A 24,094-nucleotide genomic window follows, 5' to 3' on the forward strand; every position below is an offset into this window, starting at 1 on the left:
TCGAGAGTCGCCGTTTGCGCCGAGAGTCGCTGCTGCAACGGCGACTCTCGTTCGGAATGGCGACTCTCGGTCGGAATGGCGACTCTCGGCGAATCTGCACCATCGACGGTGCAACGCCAGAACGTGCGCAGGCAGAACCTGAGTGGCGGCATCCAGCTTCATCGGCTACGCTTGGCAGGTTGTCTGCGTGCCGGAATCCCCGGCCTCCGCTTACGGCACATGCACAACCCTCCTGTTGCAGAAAGTCTGCAGCCGTTTTAGTCCGAAGGAGGTGGGTTAGTCATGCATCAGTACGAGTTGATGGTTATCCTCGATCCCGAGATCGATGAGCGCACCGTAGCTCCCAGCCTTGACAAGTTCCTCAACGTTATTCGTAACGATGGCGGAACCATTGACAAGGTTGACGTTTGGGGTCGCCGCCGTCTCGCATACGAGATCAACAAGAAGTCAGAGGGCATCTACGCCGTCGTCGATTTCACCGCAAATTCTGACGCTACGGTCGAGCTCGACCGCCAGCTGAAGCTTTCTGAAGCAGTCATGCGCACCAAGGTGCTGCGTGCTGAAGAAGCCATTGCACAGGTTGCAGTCGCCGCGAAGCTCGCCGAAGAGAAGGCCGCCCGCAAGGCTGCCAACCCTAAGGTTGCCGCTGCAGCTGCAAAGCCTGCTTCGGCAGACGCCGAGCCTGCCGCCGCCGACAAGGCAAGCGACAAGTAGCCCATGGCTGGCGAGACCGTAATTACCGTGGTGGGCAACCTCACCAGCGATCCGGAGCTGCGTTACACGCAGAACGGGCTGGCAGTTGCTAACTTCACCATCGCATCCACTCCGCGCAATTTCGATCGCGCAGCAAACGAGTGGAAAGATGGCGAGGCACTGTTCCTGCGCGCGAGCGTTTGGCGTGAATTCGCTGAGCACGTTGCCGGTTCACTGACCAAGGGTTCCCGCGTTATCGCTACCGGGCGTCTCAAGCAGCGTTCGTACGAGACGAAGGAAGGTGAGAAGCGCACAAGCATGGAGCTCGAGATCGATGAGATCGGCCCCAGCCTGCGCTACGCAACCGCTTCGCTCACTCGCGCGCAGTCGTCATCGTCAGGTCCACGAGGCGGCGCCCCTGCCGCTGGTGGCGGCGACGAGCCATGGGCAGCCAGCGCACCCGCCGCAACCGGCGGAGATGTCTGGAATACCCCTGGCAACTTCAGCGACGAGACCCCCTTCTAAGCCGCGCTTAGCCGCTGGCTGAAAAAACACTTAAGAAAGCAAAGGAAATCATGGCTGGAAAGAGCAGCGGCGACCGCCGCAAGCCACTCCGCGGAGCCAAGGGTGGCAAGAACGCCGCTCCCGCGAAGTCGATCCGGGTCGGTGTCATCGATTACAAGGATGTCCCCACCCTCCGCAAGTTCATCTCCGAGCGTGGAAAGATCCGCGCCCGTCGCATCACTGGCGTCTCCGTCCAGGAGCAGCGCCTCATCGCCCGTGCCGTAAAGAACGCTCGCGAAATGGCCTTGCTGCCCTACGCTGGCTCAGGCCGGTAAGGAGCCCTGACATGTCGAAACTCATTCTGACGCACGAGGTCTCTGGCCTCGGCGCACCTGGTGACGTCGTTGACGTCAAGAACGGTTACGCACGCAACTTCCTGGTTCCCCAGGGCTTTGCTGTGACCTGGACCCGCGGTGGCGAGAAGCAGATCGAACAGATCAAGGCCGCTCGCGCGGCTCGCGAACACGCAACCCTCGAAGAGGCGCAGGCGCTCAAGGCTGCCCTCGAGAACACCAAGGTCAAGCTGGTCGTCAAGACCGGTGCTGGCGGACGCCTCTTCGGCTCCGTCAAGACCACCGATGTCGCTGACGCAGTAGCTGCAGCCGGCCTCGGAACGATTGACAAGCGCAAGATCGAGCTCAGCCCGATCAAGCTCATCGGCGAGCACGAGGCGACTGTTCGCCTCCGTGACGAGCTCAGTGCAACGATCACCCTTCAGGTGGTTTCCGCCAAGTAAGGCGGTTGCATGAGTGGTGTAGCGGCTGGCCCTGCAAAGGGTGCCCCTCAAAGGCCCCCGCCGCTACACCTCTTTAAAGGCCTGAAAATGCCACTTCGTGCACAGGTTTGTACACAGGTATCACCGCAGGGCGGCAACACTCAACACAGTCTTGAAGTTTCTTTTTCCACACAGCTGTGGAAACTTAAATATGCTGATCAAGCCGCATAAATGTTCAAAAGAAACTTTTCTATCCACAGGTGAGTGCACAGGTTGTGCACAACTCACGCGGCGTTTCGCCCAGATTCTCCACAGAGTTATCCACAGGGCGGTTTGGTTGTGGGGTATGTGGCTCCGTAGGGTGACATGAGCCACACCGGATACCGGTGTGTGTTCGTCACTGCCACTGTCAGTGGTCATTGATACACCTGAGTTATCACCACAGCATCACAAATATAGAAGGAGGCGCGGAGTGTCGATTGCCCACCTCGGTCTGTCCGATCAGCGCAGCGGAGCGGAGACTCGACACACGGAGCGCACTCCCCCACACGACCTCCTCGCAGAGCAGAGCGCCCTCGGTGGAATGATGCTCAGCAAGGACGCTGTAGCGGATGTCGTCGAAACAGTTCGTGGCAACGACTTCTACATTCCGAAGCACGAGATCATCTACGACGCCCTGCTGTCGCTGTACTCTCGCGGCGAGCCCACCGACGTCATCGCAGTCACCGACGAGCTCACTAAGATCGGCGAGCTCTCCCGTGCGGGCGGTGCAGAGTACCTGCACACGCTCACCAGCCTCGTCCCAACGGCGGCCAACGCAGGTTTCTACTCGTCGATCGTCGCCGAGCGCGCGCTGTTGCGTCGCCTCGTCGAAGCCGGTACCCGCATCGTGCAGATGGGTTATGCCGGTGAGGGCGAAGTGCTCGACATCGTCAACACCGCCCAGGCCGAGATCTACTCGGTCACAGGCAACACCGAGACCGAAGACTACGTTCCGCTCACCGAAGCCGTCACGACGGCCATCGACGAGATCGAGGCCGCCAAGGGCAACGACGGCTCGATGACCGGTGTGCCCACCGGATTTGCCGAACTCGACGAACTCACCAACGGCTTCCACGGTGGCCAGCTGATCATCGTCGCAGCTCGTCCGGCACTCGGTAAGTCAACGCTCGCGCTCGACTTTGCCCGTGCGGCATCGATCAAGAACGACATGCCCAGCATCTTCTTCTCGCTTGAAATGGGTCGCAGCGAGATCGCCATGCGTCTGCTCTCTGCTGAGGCGTCAGTGCCGCTGCAGAGCATGCGTAAGGGAACAGTGGATGCCCGCGACTGGACGACCATCGCGTCGACCCGTGGCCGCATCAACGATGCCCCGCTCTACATCGACGACAGCCCCAACATGACCCTGGTCGAGATCAGGGCCAAGTGCCGCAGGCTTAAGCAGCGCGTGGGGCTCAAGATGGTCATCATCGACTATCTGCAGCTGATGACATCCGGTAAGCGCGTTGAATCGCGCCAGCAAGAGGTCTCCGAGTTCTCGCGTGCGCTCAAGCTGCTCGCGAAAGAACTCCAGGTTCCGGTCATCGCACTGTCACAGCTGAACCGTGGTCCTGAGCAGCGTGCAGACAAGATGCCGGCCATCTCCGACCTTCGTGAGTCCGGATCACTTGAGCAGGATGCCGACATGGTCATCCTGTTGCACCGTGAGAGTGCATATGAGAAAGACAACCCGCGCGCGGGCGAAGCAGACCTCATCGTCGCCAAGCACCGTAACGGTCCGACCCGCACGGTGACCGTTGCATTCCACGGCCACTACTCGCGCTTCGCCGATATGGTTCCTGGGGCTTAACCAGAGCGCAGTGTCGCCCTGTCAGACCATGTGCGTACGCTCGTAGGTATCGGTCTCGTTCGGGACGATCGAGAACGCACGATCTGAGAGGAGCTACGTGAACGACGCACCCTCCCTCTTCGATGTCGACGATGCCTCACGGCCGCTCGCTGACCGGCTGCGGCCTCGCACCCTGCACGACGTCGTCGGGCAGGACCATCTGCTCGCTCCAGACGCGCCGATCGGCCGGATGGTGGATGGACAGCGCCTGGTGTCGATGGTGTTGTGGGGTCCGCCGGGATGTGGCAAGACAACGATCGCCCGGCTCCTCGCCGAGCAGACCGACCTCGCGTTTGAACCGCTCTCCGCCACCTTCTCCGGCGTCGCCGACCTGCGAAAGGTGTTCTCCGCAGCGCAGCGCCGGCGTGAGCTTGGCCAGGGCACGTTGCTGTTCGTGGATGAGATTCACCGATTCAACCGCGCCCAACAAGACTCATTCTTGCCTTACGTCGAGGACGGCACCATCATCCTCGTCGGAGCGACCACAGAGAACCCCAGCTTTGAGCTGAACGGCGCGCTCCTGTCGCGAACCCAGGTCTTCGTGCTCAAGCGCCTCAACGACGATGCGCTCGAGACTCTCATCACTCGCGCCGAGGACCTCCTCGGAGCACCACTGCCGCTCACGGCTGACGCCAGGCAGGCATTGGTTGCGATGGCGGACGGCGACGGCCGCTACCTGCTCAACATGATCGAGCAAGTGCAGGGCCTTCCCGCGCCCGTTGACACGGCCGTGCTTGCTGCGGCTGTGCAAAAGCGGGCACCGCTCTACGACAAAGCGCAGGAAGGTCACTACAACCTCATCTCTGCGCTGCACAAGGCAATGCGGGGCTCTGATCCAGACGCGGCACTGTACTGGTTGGCGCGGATGCTCGACGGTGGTGAGGATCCCCTGTTCATCGCCCGCCGCATCACCCGTTTTGCCACAGAAGACATCGGCATGGCAGACCCTCAGGCCGTGCAACAGGCCCTCGCTGCCTGGGACGTCTACGAACGCCTCGGCTCTCCCGAAGGTGAACTCGCCATCGCGCAAGCCGTCATCTATCTTGCAACCGCACCGAAGTCCATCGGCGTGTACCGCGGGTTCAACACAGCGCGTGCTGCGGCGAAACGAACCGGGTCATTGATGCCGCCGGCGCACATTCTGAACGCCCCGACTCGGCTGATGAAAGACCTGGGCTATGGCGATGGCTACCAGTACGACCCCGACACCGAGACCGGATTCTCCGGCGCGAACTACTTTCCCGACGACATGCCCCGAGAGACTTTCTACCGACCAACCAACCTCGGATACGAGCGGGCCATTACTGAACGGCTGGCCCACTGGGCGCAGCTTCGAGCAGCTGTACACGAACCCTCGACACCAACCCGCCCGAAGACGCCTCGAAAGGGCCCATCACCGGACTAGCCTTCTTCGCGGCCATTCGCGCCGTCCGCTGCCTCAACCCAGCGCGTAATCACGTCCCTGAATCCAGGGCGGCGCGGCGTGTGGTGTGCCGGGTGGGCACTGCTGACCATGGGTCCTCAGGCCATGGATGCTTCGGATAGCGGCCACGCATCTGCGCGCGCACCTGCGCGTACGGCCCCGCCCAGAACGAGGCGAGGTCATCGGTAACGGCCAGAGGGTGCCCGGCGGGGGAAAGCAAGTGGAACAACACCGGCACTCGTCCACCGACAAGACGCGGAGTCTCTGCCCACCCGAAGCATTCCTGTAGTTTCACCGCGACGACAGGCCGGGCGTTTGCATCATCGACAGGCGGGTAGCTGAGACGCACATGCGAGCCACTTGGCACTTCGAGGCGCTCCGGAACCAGCGTGTCGAGCTCGACCGCAGCGGGCCACGGCAGGATGCGCCGGAGCGCAGGGGCCAGGTCGACGCGCGCGGCAGGAGTGCCGGCGGCCAGCTCTGAAAGCTCTGGGCCGAGCCAGGAATCGAGAGCGCTGAGTAGAGCTGCGTTTGAGACATCCGGCCAGGGAGAACCGAGCTCGCGATTCAGCAGGGCAAGTCGACGCCGCAGTGCGTCGGCGCCCTCTGACCAGACGAACACTCCGAGTCCCTGTTCTGTGATGGCGCGACGGACGGCATCGCGTCCGCCATCCTCAGCCTGCACGCGCACCGGGACCGACGCGCGAATGATCGCGCCGATCCGACGTTCACGGCGCGCAACGACCCGCCCGTTCACAAACTCTGCCTCGATTCTGTCGGTGCAGAGATGAGGCGCCACCAGCTCTGCCTGGTCCTCAGAGAAGATGGCGGCGGAGCGGATGATGGCTCCTGTTCCTGCGGCCGCTCGCCCCTGGGCCCTGGCAACGTCCGCGACCGCCAACCATTCGGCACTCGCGAGCGGACCGGTAATCCCGGCACGGGTGCCGGAGGCGAGAAGAAAGGTTGCGCCGTGCGGTGACTGATCAACGCGGCGGGCGATCCACTCGGGGAATGCGAGCGCGATGACGAGCCCGGTCTGATCAGCACTGCCTCGCACCGTAGATCGGCCTGTCGCCCCGGTGAACCGCTCGAGACGCCGGACCTCCTGCTCCCAGCGGCGGGCATCCGGGCTGCGTCCATAACGCAGCGCGGTGAGCGCGGCCTGGGCATCTCCGTCGGCAACGCGGAGATCACCGCTGAGCAGCGCGACGACCTCGGCCGCTGTGCGCCCGCCGACCAGGTCACTCCCCGCGCGCAGTGCGCGGGCGAGGCGAGGGTCGGCCGGGATGCGAGCGAGCTGTCGCCCTTCGTCGGTGGCGCGGCCATCGGCATCGATCGCGCCAAGTCCACCTAGGACGGCGAGGGCTTCGTTCAGACTGCCGGAGGGAAGCGGATCCACCAGCCGCAGTCCCACACCGCCCGGTGCTCCCCAGCAGGCGAGGAGCAGGGCTGCGTCGGTGAGGTCTGCCGCCTGGATCTCAGGGGCAGCGTGCGTCGGTGCGGTGGCGAAGGTTCGCTCGTCAACGCACCGGACCACGATGCCGGGCCCCTGCCGCGTGGCGCGCCCAGAGCGCTGGATGGCGGACGCCTTGGGCGTTGGACCTGTAACGAGACCGCTCATGCCACGCCCTGCGTCCCGCTGCGGAGCGCGAGACAGGCAGGTATCGACGACCAGGCGCACACCGGGGACGGTCAGGGAGGATTCGGCGAGTGACGTCGTGACGATGATCCGTGCAGGGGCGCCCGCGTTGCGCCCGCTGATCACCGCGTCCTGCTCTGCGGGCGGGATCTGGCCATGCAGTTCGCGGACGTCGAACTCGGCGGCGAGACCACGGATGCGTCCGGCGATCTCGGAGACCTCACGCGCCCCCGGCGCGAAGACGAGAGCATCGGCGTCCGGATCGGTACGCACGAGGTCGCGGTGTGCGGCAACCGTGGTGCTCGCGACGTGGTCAAGGAAGGCCCAGGTCACCCCGCGTTCATCCAGTCGAGGTTGGGGAGAGGGTGCCCAGCGCACCTCGAGCGGATGCGCCGGCACCGTTTGGGTAACGATCGGGGCTGGCGACACATCAGTTCCGAGGACTGTCGCGAACCGTTCGGCATCGAGCGTCGCGGACATCGCGATGACGACGAGGTCGTCGCGGAGCTCCCGGACCTCACCGAGCAGCCCGATCAGCAAATCCGTCTCCAGCGCACGCTCATGCACTTCGTCGATGAGGACGGCGCCGACCCCCTCGAGACCAGGGTCGTCGAGCAGCCGGCGCAGCAGAACGCCGGCGGTGACGAACTCAATCCGGGTTGACGGACTCACCTGGCGTTCACCGCGAACAGTGAATCCAACGCGGGAACCGATGGGTGATCCGTCCAACTGTGCGAGTCGTCTGGCAGCAGCGCGGGCAGCGACCCTGCGAGGCTGCGTGACTATCACCCGACCCCGAACGCGGTCTGCGACGAGTGGCGGGACAAGTGTTGTCTTTCCGGTGCCAGGCGGTGCGCTGACGACGACGGAGGGGCTCCGATCGAGTGCGGCACTCAGGTCATCGATCGCCGACGCAAATGCGAGCCCGCGACCGATCCTCGACGGGTCGAACGGCGTACGTGTCACTCCCCCAGTCTCTCGCGTTCGCGGTAGCCGCAGAACCGCAGTGCGTGGGTCGCTATCGCTTCCAGAGATACGGGGTCGTTGTCGACACGGCTAGAAATCCGGACCGTTCAAGAATCGGGCGTGAGTAGTCCGTCGAGTCGCTGTGAATAAAGGTTTTGCCCTTGGCGATTGCTGAGCGGGCACGGGCGGCAGTCAGGGCGCGGTAAATTCCTTGCCCTCGCCACTCCGTGCGCGTCGCACCGCCCCAGATTCCGGCGAAGTCGGAACCCTCGACCGGTTCGAGTCGTCCGGCGGTCACGATTTCGCCTCCGACCTCACCCACCCACAGTTCCATGCCGTCGTCAGCAGAGAGCCTGCGAATCAACGCGTTCGCTTCGTCTTCTGAAACGGGTTCACCGAACACCTCGTCCTGCATCGCGCTCATAGCGCGCACGTCGGCGCCCTCGCTCACCTGGCGCAAGGTCACGCCCTTCGGAAGCACAACATCGACGGCAAGTGCTGCTGCCTCCCCGATCATGATCGATTCCGGTTCGTCAGGGATGAATCCGTTCTCCACGAGAGCATCGTGCAGCCCTGGCGCGTAGTCGTGCCCTCGCGTTTTCCACTCGACCCGCGTGATTTCGGGGTCGGATGTGAAATGACTCAGCGCTTCGGGAACGAGCCGCGTAATAGCCTCTGCATCTCTGTTGCCGAGGTCCTGATAGGTGATGAAGCCGCGACCACCCATGAAGGTCACCAGCCTGAGCGGGCCAAGAAGCGTGACATCGATGGCACTCGGGGTCTCCGCGTCCGTTCGTAGTTGCGTGTCGTACGCAGCCAGGAGTCTTGCTCGCGTATCGGAAGCGTCAGGGGTGATCATCTGCCCATTCTCGCCCATGTCCCAACACACAAGGGACGCCCACGGTTTTCACTCTGGGCGCCCCTTCTGGGCTCTGCGAGCTGATGCCACGCAGAATTGGTTCTTGCTTAGCTCGCGCTGGTGATCACGCGGAAGCCGGCGCCGGGCACGACGACCTCGCCGTCGACCGACTCGCCCGTCAACGCGTCAACGCCGCGGGCCGTCACCACGGCATCCGTGTCTGCGTGGTTGATATAGAACGCGTACTCGGCGTCACCGCTTGCCCGAACGACGTGCTCGAGTCCGGTCGGCAGAGTACTGAATGCGGTTCCGGTCTCGGTCAGCACGCTCTCGATGAGCGACGACAGATCGGACCCGTTCAGCCCGGTCGAGAGGTACCAGGTCTGCCCTGCGCCATGGGCATTTCGCACGATGGCGGGCTTTCCTGCGGCCGGGCCATCGGCATATATGGCGTGTGCGTTGCCGGTGGTGAGCACGACTTCTTCGGTCCACGCCGAACCGGTGCTGCCATCGCTGAGCGTGACGGTCTCCGCTTCGTGGAGCGGCAGGAATTCGTGGATCTCCAGGCCGAGAACGTCGCGCAGCGCACCTGGTGATGCTCCGGGATAAACCTCGTCGTTCGCGCCGACGATGCCCGAGAAGTACGAGACGACGAGCGATCCGCCTGCGGCGACATAGCCTTCGATGTTCGCCGCTGACTCGGTGTCCAGCAGGTACAGGCTGGGCGCGAAGACGACGTCGTATGAGCTGAGGTCGTGGCTCGGGTGTACGAAGTCGATCGTCACGCCGCGCTCCCAGAGCGCCGTGTAGAACGATTCGATTCGAGTGCGGTGCTCGAGCTCGACGGTGGGGCGCCACTCAAGGTCCTGGGCCCAGAACGATTCGATGCTCCAGACGATGGCGACGGATGCCTTCACCCGCGAGCCGGTAAGCGGCGACAGCGCAGCCAGGTCGCTGCCGAGGGCGACCACTTCGTTCCAGATGCGCGTCGAGGTGCCACCGTGAGGCAGCATCGCGGAATGGAACTTCTCAACACCGAAGCGGCTCGCCCTGAACTGGAAGAACATGACGGCATCCGCGCCCCTGGCGACGTGGGTGAGGCTGTTCCTGGCCATCTCGCCCGCGCGCTTGGCGATGTTGCGCGGCTGCCAGTTGACGGCAGAGGTGGAGTGCTCCATGAGGATCCATGGCGAACCGCCCGCGAGTGAGCGTGTGAAGTCGGCATCCATCGAGAGCAGGATGTGATTGTCGGTGCGTTCGGCGACGAGGTAGTGGTCGTTTGCAACGATGTCGACCTCTGCCGCCCACTTCCAGTAGTCGACCGACGGGCAGTTCGTCCCCATGAAGTTGGTGGTGATGGGACGAATCTGGTCGTGCGCGCGGATTGCATCGCGCTCGGCGATGTAGCAGGCGAGCAGGGCATCAGAGGTGAAGCGCTGGAAGTCCAGGCGCTGCGCCTGGTTGGTCACACTGGCAGCGAGGCGCGGGGCGTCGATCTCATCCCATTCACCGTAGACCTGGCCCCAGAACAGTGTGCCCCAGGCGCGATTGAGGTCATCGAGGGTGCCGTACTTGGCCTGCAGCCAGTCACGGAAAGCCGCGACCGAGTAATCGTCATAGCTGTCACTGATCGGTGCGCCATATTCATTGTGGATGTGCCACATGACGACGGCAGGGTGCGGTGCGAAGCGCTTGGCGAGCTCTCCGGCAATGCCGCTGGCCGCGCTCCGGTACTCGGGCGAGCTCGGGCTGACCATGCCGCGCGAGCCGAAACCGAGACGGTTGCCGTCGCGGGTGACGGGGTGCGATTCCGGGTACTTCTTCCAGAACCAGGCAGGCGGAGACGCCGTCGGGGTGCCGAGGTCGACGTCGATGCCCGCGTCACCGAGCAGGCCGATGATGTCGTCAAGGAAGCTGAAGTCGTATTCGCCCTCGCGCGGTTCGAGAAGAGCCCACGAGAAGATGCCGATGCTCACCATATTGATGCCGGCCTGCTGCATGAGCTCGATGTCTTCGAGCCAGGTCTCGCGGCTCCACTGCTCGGGGTTGTAGTCGCCACCGAATCGAATCTGGGTGGTTCCGGGGATCCACCGTCCATTGGTTCCGCGCTGTGAATCGTTGGACGGTGCCGGCACGACAGTCGCGCCCTGTTCGGTCTGGGACCGCGAGATTGCCTCTGGGCGTTCGAGTTGCATTGGTTCTCCTTCGACTGTGTGCGGTCACAGTTCTATCACAGCCGACAGACCCAAAGCCAGACAACAGCCCCGTGTTGACAAGGAAATCGATCTGTGAATTACTAGTACCGCTCACAGGTACGCAGACGTTCTCGCTTGATTACGAAAGCACGCCGACCCAATGCACCTACTGGTGGCTTTCGACAAGGAGGACGAATGCGCAGTTCAATTCGCACAGCAGCAGTTACGGCAATCGCAGTTTCGGCGTTGCTGATGACCGGATGTTCGGCTGATACCACGGGAGGTGACTCCGGGCCCGTTGAACTCACGTACTGGGCATGGGCACCGAACCTCGACAAGGTTGCAGATATCTGGAACGAGTCGCACCCCGACATCCAGGTCACTGTCAATAAGCAGGACGGTGGCGACCCCGCCATCACCAAGCTGCTCACCGCCATCAAGGCAGGCAGCGGCGCCCCAGACATGATCCAGGCGGAGTACCAGAAGATCCCGACGCTCGTCGGTTCTGACGCTCTTGCCGACCTGTCCGAGTACGGCGCAGACGACCTCGAGGGCAACTTCCCGAGCGGCGCCTGGAACTCGGTCACACTCGGCGGAGATGCCGTGTACTCGATTCCTCAGGACACCGGCCCCATGCTGGCCTACTACCGCACCGACATTCTGAGCCAGTACGGACTGACCGTGCCGACCACCTGGGATGAGTACGCAGACACTGCTCGCGCACTTCACGCTGCTGACCCGACCAAGTACCTCGGGACGTTCTCGGCGAACGACGCCGGCTGGTTCGCCGGTCTGGCCCAGCAGGCCGGAGCCTCCTGGTGGTCAATCGACGGCGACGCCTGGGGCGTCGACATCGACAAGGAAGCTACCCAGCAGGTCGCTTCATACTGGGGCGCGCTCGTTGAAGAAGGCGTCATCGACAACAAGCCGATGTACACCCCCGAGTGGAATGCCGGTCTGAACGACGGCAGCCAGGCCGGCTGGGTCTCGTCGGTATGGGGTCCTGGTGTTCTGGCTGGAAACGCGGCAGACACGCAGGGTAAGTGGACTGCAGCCGAGGTTCCGCAGTGGACCGCAGGCGAAGCAACGAACGGTAACTGGGGCGGCTCAAGCACGGCTGTGACGACTCAGTCGAAGCACCCGAAGGAAGCCCTCGAGTTCATCACCTGGCTGAACACCGATGCAGAGGCCATTCAGGCTCTCGTCGACAACGCCGGAATCTACCCGGCCGACACCAAGGCAGCCGCCGAAGCCCTGACCGAATCGCCTGAGTTCTTCAGCAACCAGGCCGATTTCTACACGGTTGCAGCAGCTGCGGCATCGGCAGTCAACCCGTTCACCTACGGACCCAACGTCAACGTGGCATTCAGCGCGTACAACGATGAGTTCGCCAAGGCCGCAGACGCGAAGACTCAGTCAGCATTCGTTTCTGCAGTAACCAACATGCAGAAAATCACGACGGATGATCTGAAGAAGAGCGGCTTCAACGTCAAGTAGTACCCATTTGAGGGCCTGCCGAAACTTTTCGGCAGGCCCTCAGCACCCCCAGAACGGAGATTTGCAGTGACGACACTCGTCGACACCCCGCGGGACGCGGCGCCAGCCGCGGTCCTGCCGCGCCGAAAGGGGTCGAGCAACCAGCGCTCCCTGACGCGCAGCGCCTACGCGATGCTTGCACCCGGCATCATCCTGTTCACGGTCTTCATGGCCGCCCCCATCTTTTACACGCTCTACCTGAGTTTCCAGAAGAAACAGGTCGTCGGCCTCGGTCTCGGTTCGGGAAGTCAGACGCAGGTCTTCGCCGGATTCCAGAACTACATTGGCACCCTCACCAACCCAGAATTCGGGGCCAGCGTCGGCCGCGTCCTGGTCTACGGTGCCGTGCTCATCCCCACCATGCTCGGGCTTGCGCTGCTCTTCGCGCTGCTGCTTGACTCACGCCGCACCCGGGCACAGAGCTTCTCCCGCATCTCGATCTTCCTGCCATACGCGGTTCCCGCTGTGATCAGCTCGCTGCTCTGGGGATTCCTCTACCTTCCGGCAGTCAGCCCCTTTTACTATGTGTTCGACAAATTCGGCTGGGATGTCCCGTCGATGATGTCGCCATCGCTCATCACCTTCGGAATTGCGAACATCGCGCTCTGGGGTGGAGTGGGCTTCAACATGATCGTCATCTACACCTCCCTCAAGTCAGTCTCCAGCGAGATCTATGAGGCGGCCAAGATCGATGGCGCGAGCGAAATCCAGATCGCCTGGCGAATCAAGATCCCGATCATCGCCCCGGCGCTCATCATGACCGCGCTCTTCTCGATGATCGCCACTCTGCAGGTCTTCGCCGAACCCACGACACTGCGTCCGCTGACCAACAGCCTGTCGACCAGCTGGTCGCCGCTGATGCTGGTCTACCGCGATGCGTTCACGCGTGACGACATCTACTCGGCTGCTGCCACGTCGATCATCATCGCCCTGGCGACGTTCGCGCTCTCGTTCCTATTCCTTCGCATCGTCCAGAAGCGCGCTTTCGGACAGGAAGACTGACATGACCTCCCTTGCAGAAACCACGGAGTCCAGCCGACAGGATGTTGCTGCGCCACGCGCCACGTCCAAGCCGTCGCCCGCCAAGCGACGGGCCAACAAGGACAACGGCATCAGGGTTCGCCCGAGTGTTCTCTCGACAAGCATCCTGATCATTGGTGCGATCTACTGCCTCTTCCCCGTGTTCTGGGTGCTGATGGCATCCACCAAGGACGGCTCAGAGCTCTTCTCGACCTTCACCCTCGCGCCCAGCACTCACCTGTGGGACAACATCGTCGAACTCACGCAGTACCGCAACGGACTCTACTGGCGCTGGATGCTCAACACCGCGCTGTACGCCGGGGTCGGAGCCCTCGCGTCGACGTACATCTCGGCGATGTCTGGCTACGTCCTGGCCAAGTTCTCGTTCCCCGGCAAGGGCTTTGTCTTCAAGGTTCTGCTCATGGGCGTGCTGGTTCCCGGTGTCATCCTGGCCATCCCGCAGTACTTCCTGATGGCCGAGATCGGCCTGACCAACACCTACTGGGCCGTGCTGCTCCCCCAGATCATCAGCCCGTACGGCATCTACCTGGCGCGGATCTACACCGCGGGTTCGGTGCCGACCGAGGTCATTGAAGCTGCGCGCACCGAGGGTGCCAAAGAACTGCGGATCTTCCACGGCATCGCTCTGCCGATGATGATGCCAGGACTCGTGACGATCTTCCTCTTCCAGTTCGTCGCGGTGTGGAACAACTTCATGCTGCCGTACATCATGCTCGGCAGTGACACGCTGTTCCCGATCACCGTCGGCCTGAACGGTCTGCTCAACCAGGGTGCAACGGTTCCGGCGCTCTACACGCTCGTCATCACCGGTGCCCTGCTGTCGATCATTCCGCTGATCGCGCTGTTCCTGGTGCTACAGCGCTACTGGAAGGTTGATTTGGCTGCCGGTGCCGTCAAGTAAAAAGGTGGAGACGAGCATGATGGACTCCAATAGGCTGGGCGCGTGACCGACACTACTTTGCGGCGACGGCGGCCCACGATCGACGATGTTGCTCTCGAGGCCGGCGTATCCAGGGGGACGGTGTCCCGTGTGCTGAACGGCGGTCACTGGGTGAGCCCCGATGCTCTGGCCTCGGTGAACGACGCGATCAAGAAGACCGGCTACCGGATCAACCCGCATGCACGGAGCCTGGCCACGAACCGCGCGAACTCCATTGCATTCCTGCTTACCGAATCCCACGAGCGCCTCTTCGAAGACCCGAACTTCTCGATCCTGATGCGGGGCGCGGCACAGGCACTAGCGGAACGGGACATCCCTCTCGTGCTGCTCATGGCGGGGTCTGATGCCGAACAGCGCAGAGCCACCGATTTCATTACGGCGGGTCACGTCGACGGCGTGCTGCTTGTCTCGTCGCACAGCGGCCGACAGGCGTTCATTCCCGAGCTGGTGAGCTCAAAGGTGCCGGCGATCGCCTGTGGCATCCCGCTCGGTTTCGAACGGAGCATCGGCTACGTCGCAGCAGCGGATGCCGACGGCGCCCGTACCGCCGTTGAGCTGCTGCAGAATCAGGGCAGGCGCCACATCGCGATCATCACCGGCCCGCTCGACACGTCGGGTGGAACCAACCGATTCGCCGGTTACCGCGAGCAGCTGGGCAGCGACTACAACGAGTCGTTCGTCGCTTACGGCGACTACAGCAAGGCCAGCGGTGCGGCAGGGATGCGTGAACTCCTGGAACGGCATCCCGAAATCGATGGTGTCTTCGCGGCGAACGACATCATGGCCGTTGGTGCGCTTGACGTACTGCAGGCATCAGGTCGTGTGGTGCCCGATGACGTCGCTCTCATCGGCTTTGACGACTCCCCCGTCGCTATCACGACGACTCCCCAGCTGACGACGATGCGACAGCCGTTCGAGCGGATCAGTCAGGAGATGGTGCGCCTCCTGATGCAGGTCATCGAAGGCCAGCCAGCCGCCGCGATCACCATCCCGACCGAACTCGTCAGGCGAGGATCCGCGTAGGATCACTCCCTGGCCCGCGCCGTTCTGATGCGGGTTCACTCATCGGGAGAGCAGAGAAGTCCGGCGCGTGGATGATGGTGTTCCGCGGATTGCCGGGACGAAGCTCATGCCAGCGATTGCAGCAGCGACGGTGAAGGTCACCGTTGGGTTGGTGGCCTCCAGTACGTTGCCGAGGAGCAGCGAGCCAACGGACTGACCGAGAGCCAGTGCGATGAACAAGGCAGCGGTCCCTGCTGCTGCGTGTCGCGGGAGTGAATCACTTGCCCAAGCGATGAGGACACCGCTGAGCGCGACATAGCTGGCCCCGAACATTGCGCCGCCCACATATACGGCAACGATGCTGGAAGGCCAGGCGCCAATGAGGAAAGTGGAAACACCCACCAGCGCTGCCGTGGTGATCCACCCCGTACGCAGACCCCATCTGGTGACGAGATCGCCGGAGAAGGCCCCTCCTACGCCGGCGGTACCAAGGATCATCCAAAAGATGGTCGCTTCAAAACCGCCCATCTGCCCTTCCGTGGTGACGAGCGACCGGCCGAAGGTCCATACGGCGGCGCTCGACATTCCCGCGAGCAAGGCGGCGGCGGAGGCCAGACTCAACGGCTTCAGGTCGCCTAGCCGAAAGGTCGGACGCGCCGGGGAAGGCGCCCGTGTTGAGGGCTGCCTACTCGTGGCCAGTACGGCAGCGGCGGCGGCAAGGTTGATGGCGGCGATGATCCACCACGCTGTCCGCCAGTGATCGGTCAGGATCAGGGCAAGTGGGCCGGCTATGACGACACCGAATCCCGTGCCTGAATTGACCACTGCCTGCGCCCGCATCGAAGCAGAAGCAGTGGATGTGACTTTCTCCTGAACCAGAGTGACCAAACCTGGCGAGGCGAACCCGGCACCTGCGCCGGCGATCACCATGCTGACCGCCAGGACCATCGCGGAACCAGAGAGCGCCACACTCATGCTGCCGACCGCGGCGACACTACCCGCAAGCACCACTGTCAGCCGGGGAACCCTGGCCATGCGGTAGGCCACGGCGGCCCCAATGCAGTAGGCGAAGAAGCTGCCGCTCGAGATCGCTCCAGTTATGGCGGGGGTCAGATCGAATGACCGGCTCAATGCCGGAACGAACAACCCATATCCGAATCGGGTCAAACCGTAGGTGGCGGCGATGAGGGCGGTGGCACTAACAACAAATCGGACTTGATTGCGCACCCAACCTCCTCACTAGAACCAGCGTTATGGTAGAACCAACGTTATAGTTGTGGATATGGAAACGCAATTCGACGGACGATCCGCGAGGGTGCGACTGCTGGATGCCGCGGACGAGTTGTTTTACGTCAACGGCATCTCCCGCACGGGGGTTGATGACCTGTTGGCCAGCGCACATGTCTCCGTTGCCACCCTGTACGCCCAATTCCGAAGCAAAGACGGTCTGCTCCAGGCGAGCCTTGAACGGCGGCTTGAGGGGTGGCGGGAATGCTGGGATGGGGCAATCAGCGCTGCCCAATCGGACGAGGATCGCCTGCTGGCGGTTTTCGATGCGCTCACGCTTTACCGCGAACGCCAACACAGCGTGCGCTGGTGCGCGTTTCTCTCGACTGCTGTCGAAACTCGCACCGACCATCCGGTGTCTGCCCTCTTGGCGGCGGAGACGACTTTGTTGAACCGGCGCCTCCGCGACCTCGCTGCGCCACTAGCGGGTGCTCAAGCCGAACAGCTGGCTGCGGACATTCTTCTCATCTACAACGGAACCCTCGCGAGCCTTCTTCGGGGCAGCCCCGCAGACCCCATCGCCCGTGGCCGAGAGATCGCCAAAGCGGCGAGCAGATCGTCGCGCACACCTCGCACTATTTCGCCGGGTTGACGTACCCAGGGCAGGCATCCGGAATTGCCATGCACAACACCGTTGAGCTTTCGTAGCCCGAGCCTAGATCCGTCGTAGACCTCGGCACATACTGGGCCCATGGCTAAGAAAACAGTCGCAGACCAGCTTGTCGCCCAGCTCATCGATGCGGGAGTTCACCGCATCTACGGCATCGTTGGAGACAGTCTCAATCCGGTAGTCGATTCAGTGCGCAGATCGGGAGGGTCGACCAAGGGCGGTATCGACTGGATCCACGTGCGAAACGAGGAGGCAGCGGCCTTCGCGGCCGGGGCCGAGGCGCAGCTCACCGGCAAGCTTGCCGTCTGCGCCGGTAGTTGTGGGCCGGGCAACCTGCACCTGATCAACGGCCTCTACGATGCGCATCGTTCTGGCGCGCCCGTGTTGGCGATCGCCAGTCACATCCCGAGCAAGCAGATCGGGAGCGGCTACTTCCAGGAGACGCATCCCGATCGTCTGTTCGTCGAATGCTCCAACTATTGCGAGTTCATCGGGGCGGCAGAACAAGCGCCGAGGGTGATCAATTCGGCTCTGCGGCACGCTGTCGGGCTGCGTGGTGTTGCCGTGATCACCCTTCCGGGTGATGTTGCCGAGTACGAGGCCATCGGCAGCTTCCCGGCATTCGTCATCCCAGCAGAACCATCGCTGGTGCCGGCTGCAACGGATGTCAGCCGGCTGGCAGAGGCCATCAACGAGGCGGCGAGTGTGGCGATTTTCGCCGGTGCCGGGGTGCAAGGTGCTCATGATGAGGTCATCGCCTTTGCCGAGCTGATAGGTGCTCCGATCGGGCATTCTATTCGCGGCAAAGAATGGATTCAGTATGACAACCCGTTCGACGTTGGCATGACCGGCTTACTCGGTTACGGCGCTGCCCACGCGGGGATCCACAACGCCAACCTGCTCATCCTGCTCGGAACCGACTTTCCATATGAACAGTTCCTGCCCGATGACGACTCGGTCACCGTCGCCCAGATCGACAGGGATGCCGCCCATCTCGGGCGTCGAACCAGCGTCGAGCACCCGATCCTGGGTGACGTGAAGGCAACGTTGGCAGCGCTCACGCCGCAGGTGAAGCGCAAGAAGAGTCGAACATTCCTGAAGGACAACCTGAAACGGCATGACCGCCTGATGCACTCGGTCGTCGGTAAGTACACCGACGTCGACACGATGAAGCCGATCCACCCCGAATACGCGGCAACGATACTCGACGACCTGCTGGCTGACGACGCAATCGTGACGGCGGATACCGGCATGGGCAATGTCTGGCAGGCCAGGTACATCACGGTGAACGGACGCCGCCGGCTGATTGGCTCGTATCTGCACGGATCGATGGCGAACGCCCTGCCGCAGGCCATTGGCGCCCAGGTTGCCTATCCCGGCCGCCAAGTGGTGTCGTTGTCTGGCGATGGTGGACTGTCGATGCTGATGGGAGAGATGATCACGGTTGCGTCATACAAGCTGCCGGTGAAACTCATCGTGTTCAACAACTCGACGCTCGGCCTGGTGAAGCTTGAGATGTTCGTCGACGGCTTTCCGGCTTTCGGGGTCGATGTACCCGACACGAATTACGCCGCGGTCGCGCAGTCGCTTGGCTTCTTCGGCCGTCGAGTCGAGGATCCACAGGACCTCACGACTGCCCTGACCGACGCGTTCGCCTACGACGGCCCTGCCCTGGTCGACATCGTCACCGATCCGCTTGCCCTCTCGTTGCCGCCGACGATTTCGGCAGCCCAGGTCACCGGATTCGCCCTCGCAATGACGAAGGTGGTGTTCAACGGAGGTGCCGGCGAGGCTGTGCAGCTCGCCAAGTCAAACATCCGCCACCTGCCAGGCTTGTAGGCGCGTCAACGCTGTACCCGTCGGGTGAGCTGATGCGGGGTGCTTGCGACGCGCGCTCGTCTCGGACAGGATCGAGGAATGAAACCGGATTCTCTGGACGTGCGCAGTGTCATCGATGACCTCATGGTGCACGTCGGGACCCTGCCTGACGCATCCTGGGATGAGTTCGCACACAACCTGACCTGGACCAGGCGCGAGGCCATCGGACACCTCTGCGATGACCTGGTGTTCTACGCAATGCAGATCGCGGGAAACCAACCTCCGCAAACGTCATACGTTGAGTTCCTCGAGCCGCCCGCGTGGCGCGAGGGTGGGCTTCAGGTCGTGCTCTATCCCGATCCGGACACCGGAACCCGGGGCGCCGTCGGGTGTCTGGATGCCGCCGGTGGCGTGTTGACCGCTGTCGTGGCATCCGTTCCCGCCTCGCGTCGGGGCTTCCACCCCGCCGGAATCTCTGACGCGTCGGGATTCGCCGCGATGGGTATCGCCGAGGCGGTCTTGCACGGCTACGACATCCTTGCCGTGGCTGATGACGGCGGAGAAGTCAGCACCGGCGGCTATCGACCAGACGGCACCATCGTTGCCCGCGTACTCGACCGGATCTTCCCGGATGCCGCGCGCACCGATGACGCGTGGGCTGACCTCCTGCGCGCCACGGGCCGCCACGCTGAAAGTGAAAGCACGAACTGGCGCTGGAACTCGGAGGTGCGCTGATGAGCAGTCGGCCTGACAACCGCCCAGCAGCGGCCCACTCGCGGTTGGTTGACCTGAGCCACACGATTCGAGCGGGACTCATCACGTACCCAGGGTTGCCGGCCCCCGTGATCACGCCGCACCTCACGCGGGAGCAATCCCGTCAGAAGTATGCGCAGGGAACCGAGTTCGCGATGGACACGATGACTCTGATCGGCAATACCGGAACCTACATCGATAGCCCATATCACCGCTATGCCGACGGACCGGATCTGGCGGGGCTCGCGCTCGAGACCCTTGTGGGACTGCCCGCCGCTGTGTTCCACCTCGAGCGCGAACTGGCGAACGGCCATGGCCGAGGCATCGGCGCTGAAATCTTCGCCGAGCACACGGCTGATGACCCCCACGCCCTGGTCGACAGGGCTGTCCTGCTGCACACCGGCTGGGATGCCCACTTCGGCCGCCCTGAATACGCCTCGGGATCCCCCTTTCTCTCTGAAGCCGGCGCTCGATTCCTGGTCGAATCTGGCGTTGCGCTCGTCGGAATTGATTCGCTCAACATCGACGACACCGAGAGTGGTGGAGAACGACCTGCGCACTCCGTGCTGTTGGCGGCCGGCATCCACGTTGTCGAGCACCTCACGAACCTCGGGGAGCTGCCGGAGCGTGGTGCCCTGTTCACCGCCGTGCCGCCGAAGATCGAGGGATTCGGCACCTTCCCGGTGCGCGCCTTCGCGCAGATACCGCACCCAGAGCAGTGAACTTTGGCGCCAACGCCACTGACACTTCGGCACTCGGCATCCTGACACCGCGCGCGACGTAGACTGGGCGGGTAATAAACCCGTCATGAAAGAGGTCGCCGCGTGGCGAACGCCCCCACTGCATCTGTTCCCGGCTCACAGTCGTCGGGCGCCCAGCCGACCGGTTCACGATATTGGATCGTGCCGATCGTGCGCGCCATCGTTGCCGTCATACCGGCGATCGTCATCACCTTCAGCGTTGACCACTCCGCCACATTCGGCTTGTTGGTCTTCGGCGCATACGCCCTGGTGAACGGCCTGCTGCTGTCGGTCCTGGGCTGGCGCACTCTCGGCGGGGTGAGCCGTCGTCTCACGCTTATTCAGGGCATCGTCGGCATCGTTGCTGGTGCGGCGGCACTTGCACTTCACGGCGGCGGGCTCGCCGTCTTCCTCTACATCGTGACAGTCTGGGCGGCCGTCACTGGTTTCGTCGAGCTCTACAGTGGTCTGCGTGCGCGCGGTCGCTCTCCCTTTGCGCGTGACTGGACGGTTGCCGGCGTGCTCACCGCCGTGCTGGCGCTGGTCTTCCTGCTCCTTCCGCCGCATCCGGTCGTCTCTGTCGGACTCCTCGGTGCATACCTCGTGGTTCTCGGCGTCTTCCTCGCTATCGCCGGACTTTCTCTCAAATGGGCGCCGACCGATGCCACACCAGTCGTCGCCGCAGCTCAAGATTCGGACAAGAAGTGACTAAGAACAAGCCAGCCAAAAACAAGCCGGCCCAGAACCCGCACCAGTTTCAGCCGAGCAAGTCAGACCGCCTGAAGCCTGCCGAACTCGTCGGCCTCTCCGGCGTGATGGGCCTGTTCGTCGGACTTGTCCTGTTGCTCGTCACCCGGGATGTGCTGTTCACCCTGATCGGCTTCGGCATCACGTTCATCGTCGTGCTCGTCGTCATCGCGATCTTCTCGCTGGGCATGAAGCCCGATGAGGCCGAACAGTCAGACCTCGATGAGCAGAACCGCAACTCCAAGAACCACTAGGCGCAGTCAGCGGTGAGTCGGGCCGAGGCTCGACTCTGACGGCTCGCCCCCTGATGCTCCCTTGAGCTCGACGAGGATCGTGTGGGTGCCCGTCGAGCCGATGTTCTCACCCGAGTGGCGCTGGGCACCCAGCCACACCGCAACTCCGGACGGCAGGGCAACATCGGTGGAGCGACCACCGGAGCTAAGGCGCCGTTCGAATGAGCTGAGCGTGACCATCACACTGTTCGGATGCTCATGTTCGTGCGTCATGTCTCCTGGGGTGTCGCTGTAGTCGAGAACGCGTACGAATTCGTTCTCCCAGAGCACCCGGTAGTGTTCCGGATCGGTCACCGTCGGATCGTCATCGTCGATCATGAAATGACAATACGCCGCGGTTCATCTCGCGGCACCCCTTAACGAACGATGGCCGAGCGCGCTGCGCCCGACCACCGGTATTTCGGCTTTTGTTACTTCAGGTAGTCGATCAACGAGTCAGCCAGACCGACGTACAGCGCTGGTGTGAGCTCCAGGAGCCTGGACTTCGCGTCGTCGCCGATCTCCAGCGCTGAGACGAACGCGACCAGGTCGTCCTGACCGATACGCTTGCCGCGCGTGAGCTCCTTGAGCAGCGCGTACGGGTCTTCGATCGATGAACGACCTGCGGTGACCTCTGCGCGGATTACCGTCTGGATCGCCTCGCCCAGGATCTCCCAGTTGGAGTCGAGGTCGGATGCCAGCAGCGTGCGGTCGAGGTCGATCTCGCCCAGGCCACGCACGATGTTGTCGATCGCGAGCAGCGAGTGACCGAATCCGACACCGATGTTGCGCTGGGTCGTGGAGTCGGTGAGGTCACGCTGCAGGCGGCTCGTGACGAGCGTTGCAGCGAGGGAGTCGAGGATCGCGCTCGACAGCTCGAGGTTGGCTTCGGCATTCTCGAAACGGATCGGGTTGATCTTGTGCGGCATCGTCGACGAGCCCGTCGCCCCGGCCTGCGGGATCTGACGGAAGTAGCCCATCGAGATGTAGGTCCAAATGTCGGTGGCCAGGTTGTGCAGGATGCGGTTGCCGTGTGACATCCGCGAGTACAGCTCGGCCTGCCAGTCGTGCGACTCGATCTGGGTGGTCAGCGGGTTCCAGGTGAGGCCGAGGCCTTCGACGAACTCGCGGGAGATGGTGGGCCAGTCAGCAGACGGCTCAGCGACGACGTGGGCTGCAAATGTGCCGGTCGCGCCGCTGAACTTGCCGAGGAATTCGTTGGAAGCGACCTGGGCGCGCACGCGCTCGAGGCGGTAGACGAAGACCGCGAGCTCCTTGCCCATGGTGGTCGGCGTCGCGGGCTGTCCGTGGGTGCGGGCAAGCATGGAATCCGCCCGGTAATCGAGCGCCAAAACACGGATTGCCTCGATGAGGGCCGTGAACTTCGGCAGCCAGACCTGGTGCACAGCTTCGCGCACGGTGAGGGCGTAGGAGAGGTTGTTGATGTCTTCGCTGGTTGCGGCGAAGTGCGTCAGCTCGGCAATGTGGTCGAGTCCGAGTGCCGACAGGCGGCGACGAACCAGGTATTCGACGGCCTTGACGTCGTGGCGGGTGGTGGCCTCGAGCGTGGCCAGCTCATCGATCTCGGCCTGGCCGAAGTCGGTGACGAGGGCGCGCAGTGCGGCCTTCTGCTCAGCTTCGAGCGGCGTTGAACCGAACAGGCTGCGGTCGGTGAGGGTGATCAGCCACTCCACCTCGACCTGCACGCGAGCACGGTTGAGCCCTGCCTCTGACAGGTATTCGCCCAGTTCGGTGACGGCGGCACGGTAGCGGCCGTCTAGTGGACTGAGGACCTGTGGGGGTAGTGGACTCATCGGACTCCCTGTCTGATTGCGGGTGCGAGCTGCTTGAACAGCGCGAGGTTTGCACCCTCAATCATGCCCAATACTGCGTCAAACATTGCATCGTCCGAGTAGTAGGGGTCGGGAACGTCGTGCAGAGTGGCCTGACTGGCATCAAAACTGAGCAACAGACGCACTTTGTTTCTGTCGTGTTCGTTCGTCGCCCAGTTGCGCAGGATGCGTTCCTGCGAGCGATCAAGCACGACAACCAGGTCGAGATCAGCGAACCAGGCCGGGTCGAACTGCCTGGCCCTGTGGTGGCTGCCGTCGTACCCCTTCTTCGCCAGCGCTTTGATGGTGCGGATGTCGGCTTGCTCACCGACGTGCCAGTCGCCTGTGCCGGCAGAGCTCGTGGTGATGAGGCGGCCGAGGCCAGACCGAGTCACGAGATCGCGAAGCACCACTTCGGCCATCGGCGACCGGCAGATGTTGCCTGTGCACACGAAAATGATCCGAAATGGGGTGGACTCGTCTGGGCTGAGCGCCTCAAAACTCATTTCTCCATTGTGGGGCAAGACGGCTCCCTCCACACCTGTTGATTTGCGGTCGAGCGCACCAAAATTCT

The 24,094-nt window shown here is 63.0% G+C and carries 23 protein-coding genes; 16 read left to right on the top strand and 7 right to left on the bottom strand.

Features of this window, described 5'->3' with window-relative positions:
- Positions 1-282: 282 nt before the first annotated feature.
- The 6 genes from rpsF (at position 283) to ACMT3I_RS11310 (ending at position 5,265) form a co-directional block, all read left to right on the top strand.
- The gene (gene rpsF, locus ACMT3I_RS11285; RefSeq protein WP_414804586.1) at positions 283-714 is read left to right on the top strand and encodes a 30S ribosomal protein S6; all 432 of its coding nucleotides are present in this window, start codon (positions 283-285) and stop codon (positions 712-714) included.
- Positions 715-717: 3 nt separating this feature from the next.
- Complete coding sequence (locus ACMT3I_RS11290) at positions 718-1,218, top strand: single-stranded DNA-binding protein (protein WP_414804587.1); 501 nt, start codon at positions 718-720, stop codon at positions 1,216-1,218.
- Between the two features lie 50 nt (positions 1,219-1,268).
- Positions 1,269-1,532: a 30S ribosomal protein S18 gene (gene rpsR / locus ACMT3I_RS11295; RefSeq protein ID WP_035835236.1), complete on the top strand. Its 264-nt coding sequence runs from the start codon at positions 1,269-1,271 to the stop codon at positions 1,530-1,532.
- Positions 1,533-1,543: 11 nt separating this feature from the next.
- Positions 1,544-1,993, top strand: a complete 450-nt coding sequence (gene rplI / locus ACMT3I_RS11300) for a 50S ribosomal protein L9 (protein WP_414804588.1) — start codon at positions 1,544-1,546, stop codon at positions 1,991-1,993.
- Positions 1,994-2,444: 451 nt separating this feature from the next.
- Positions 2,445-3,821 (top strand): replicative DNA helicase, encoded by a 1,377-nt coding sequence (gene dnaB, locus ACMT3I_RS11305; protein WP_414804589.1) that lies wholly within the window; start codon positions 2,445-2,447, stop codon positions 3,819-3,821.
- 97 nt (positions 3,822-3,918) lie between these two features.
- Positions 3,919-5,265 carry a replication-associated recombination protein A gene (locus ACMT3I_RS11310; RefSeq protein ID WP_414804590.1) on the top strand — a complete coding sequence of 449 codons (1,347 nt, stop codon included), beginning with the start codon at positions 3,919-3,921 and terminating at the stop codon, positions 5,263-5,265.
- A 49-nt stretch (positions 5,266-5,314) separates the two neighbouring features.
- On the opposite strand, the gene hrpB is transcribed toward ACMT3I_RS11310, so the two are convergent.
- From hrpB to ACMT3I_RS11325, 3 genes are all read right to left on the bottom strand, one after another.
- A complete protein-coding gene (hrpB, locus tag ACMT3I_RS11315; RefSeq protein ID WP_414804591.1) occupies positions 5,315-7,888 on the bottom strand; it encodes an ATP-dependent helicase HrpB in 2,574 nt (857 codons plus the stop codon).
- A gap of 52 nt (positions 7,889-7,940) precedes the next feature.
- Positions 7,941-8,747, bottom strand: coding sequence for a GNAT family N-acetyltransferase (locus tag ACMT3I_RS11320; protein WP_414804592.1), 807 nt, complete (start codon positions 8,745-8,747; stop codon positions 7,941-7,943).
- A 107-nt stretch (positions 8,748-8,854) separates the two neighbouring features.
- Positions 8,855-10,942, bottom strand: coding sequence for a beta-galactosidase (locus ACMT3I_RS11325; RefSeq protein WP_414804593.1), 2,088 nt, complete (start codon positions 10,940-10,942; stop codon positions 8,855-8,857).
- A gap of 195 nt (positions 10,943-11,137) precedes the next feature.
- Here ACMT3I_RS11325 and ACMT3I_RS11330 point away from each other — a divergent pair, with 195 nt between their 5' ends.
- The 4 genes from ACMT3I_RS11330 (at position 11,138) to ACMT3I_RS11345 (ending at position 15,482) form a co-directional block, all read left to right on the top strand.
- Complete coding sequence (locus tag ACMT3I_RS11330) at positions 11,138-12,439, top strand: ABC transporter substrate-binding protein (protein WP_414804594.1); 1,302 nt, start codon at positions 11,138-11,140, stop codon at positions 12,437-12,439.
- A gap of 66 nt (positions 12,440-12,505) precedes the next feature.
- Positions 12,506-13,480, top strand: coding sequence for a carbohydrate ABC transporter permease (locus tag ACMT3I_RS11335; protein WP_414804595.1), 975 nt, complete (start codon positions 12,506-12,508; stop codon positions 13,478-13,480).
- 1 nt (position 13,481) lies between these two features.
- Entirely contained in the window at positions 13,482-14,420 is a 939-nt protein-coding gene (locus tag ACMT3I_RS11340; protein WP_414804596.1) for a carbohydrate ABC transporter permease, read from the top strand.
- 42 nt (positions 14,421-14,462) lie between these two features.
- On the top strand, positions 14,463-15,482 hold the full coding sequence (locus tag ACMT3I_RS11345) for a LacI family DNA-binding transcriptional regulator (protein WP_414804597.1): 1,020 nt from the start codon (positions 14,463-14,465) through the stop codon (positions 15,480-15,482).
- A gap of 39 nt (positions 15,483-15,521) precedes the next feature.
- Here the strand turns inward: ACMT3I_RS11345 and ACMT3I_RS11350 are convergent, their stop codons facing one another.
- Entirely contained in the window at positions 15,522-16,688 is a 1,167-nt protein-coding gene (locus ACMT3I_RS11350; RefSeq protein WP_414804598.1) for an MFS transporter, read from the bottom strand.
- A 55-nt stretch (positions 16,689-16,743) separates the two neighbouring features.
- Here ACMT3I_RS11350 and ACMT3I_RS11355 point away from each other — a divergent pair, with 55 nt between their 5' ends.
- From ACMT3I_RS11355 to ACMT3I_RS11380, 6 genes are all read left to right on the top strand, one after another.
- Positions 16,744-17,340 (top strand): TetR/AcrR family transcriptional regulator, encoded by a 597-nt coding sequence (locus ACMT3I_RS11355; RefSeq protein WP_414804599.1) that lies wholly within the window; start codon positions 16,744-16,746, stop codon positions 17,338-17,340.
- A 99-nt stretch (positions 17,341-17,439) separates the two neighbouring features.
- Positions 17,440-19,197 (top strand): pyruvate dehydrogenase, encoded by a 1,758-nt coding sequence (locus ACMT3I_RS11360; protein WP_414804600.1) that lies wholly within the window; start codon positions 17,440-17,442, stop codon positions 19,195-19,197.
- Positions 19,198-19,275: 78 nt separating this feature from the next.
- A complete protein-coding gene (locus tag ACMT3I_RS11365; protein ID WP_414804601.1) occupies positions 19,276-19,911 on the top strand; it encodes a hypothetical protein in 636 nt (211 codons plus the stop codon).
- Complete coding sequence (locus ACMT3I_RS11370; RefSeq protein WP_414804602.1) at positions 19,911-20,651, top strand: cyclase family protein; 741 nt, start codon at positions 19,911-19,913, stop codon at positions 20,649-20,651. The genes ACMT3I_RS11365 and ACMT3I_RS11370 overlap by 1 nt, the downstream gene beginning before the upstream one ends.
- Before the next feature lie 102 nt (positions 20,652-20,753).
- Positions 20,754-21,377 (top strand): DUF308 domain-containing protein, encoded by a 624-nt coding sequence (locus ACMT3I_RS11375; protein WP_414804603.1) that lies wholly within the window; start codon positions 20,754-20,756, stop codon positions 21,375-21,377.
- Complete coding sequence (locus ACMT3I_RS11380; protein WP_414804604.1) at positions 21,374-21,670, top strand: hypothetical protein; 297 nt, start codon at positions 21,374-21,376, stop codon at positions 21,668-21,670. The genes ACMT3I_RS11375 and ACMT3I_RS11380 overlap by 4 nt, the downstream gene beginning before the upstream one ends.
- 6 nt (positions 21,671-21,676) lie before the next feature.
- Here the strand turns inward: ACMT3I_RS11380 and ACMT3I_RS11385 are convergent, their stop codons facing one another.
- From ACMT3I_RS11385 to ACMT3I_RS11395, 3 genes are all read right to left on the bottom strand, one after another.
- Positions 21,677-22,027 (bottom strand): cytoplasmic protein, encoded by a 351-nt coding sequence (locus ACMT3I_RS11385; protein ID WP_414804605.1) that lies wholly within the window; start codon positions 22,025-22,027, stop codon positions 21,677-21,679.
- 92 nt (positions 22,028-22,119) lie between these two features.
- Positions 22,120-23,502 (bottom strand): adenylosuccinate lyase, encoded by a 1,383-nt coding sequence (gene purB / locus ACMT3I_RS11390; protein ID WP_414804606.1) that lies wholly within the window; start codon positions 23,500-23,502, stop codon positions 22,120-22,122.
- Entirely contained in the window at positions 23,499-24,026 is a 528-nt protein-coding gene (locus ACMT3I_RS11395; RefSeq protein WP_414804607.1) for a low molecular weight protein-tyrosine-phosphatase, read from the bottom strand. Before ACMT3I_RS11395 ends, purB begins: the two co-directional genes overlap by 4 nt.
- Positions 24,027-24,094: the final 68 nt, after the last annotated feature.

Origin of the sequence: Leifsonia sp. A12D58, from assembly GCF_047530025.1 — a bacterium.
Taxonomy (GTDB): domain Bacteria; phylum Actinomycetota; class Actinomycetes; order Actinomycetales; family Microbacteriaceae; genus Cryobacterium.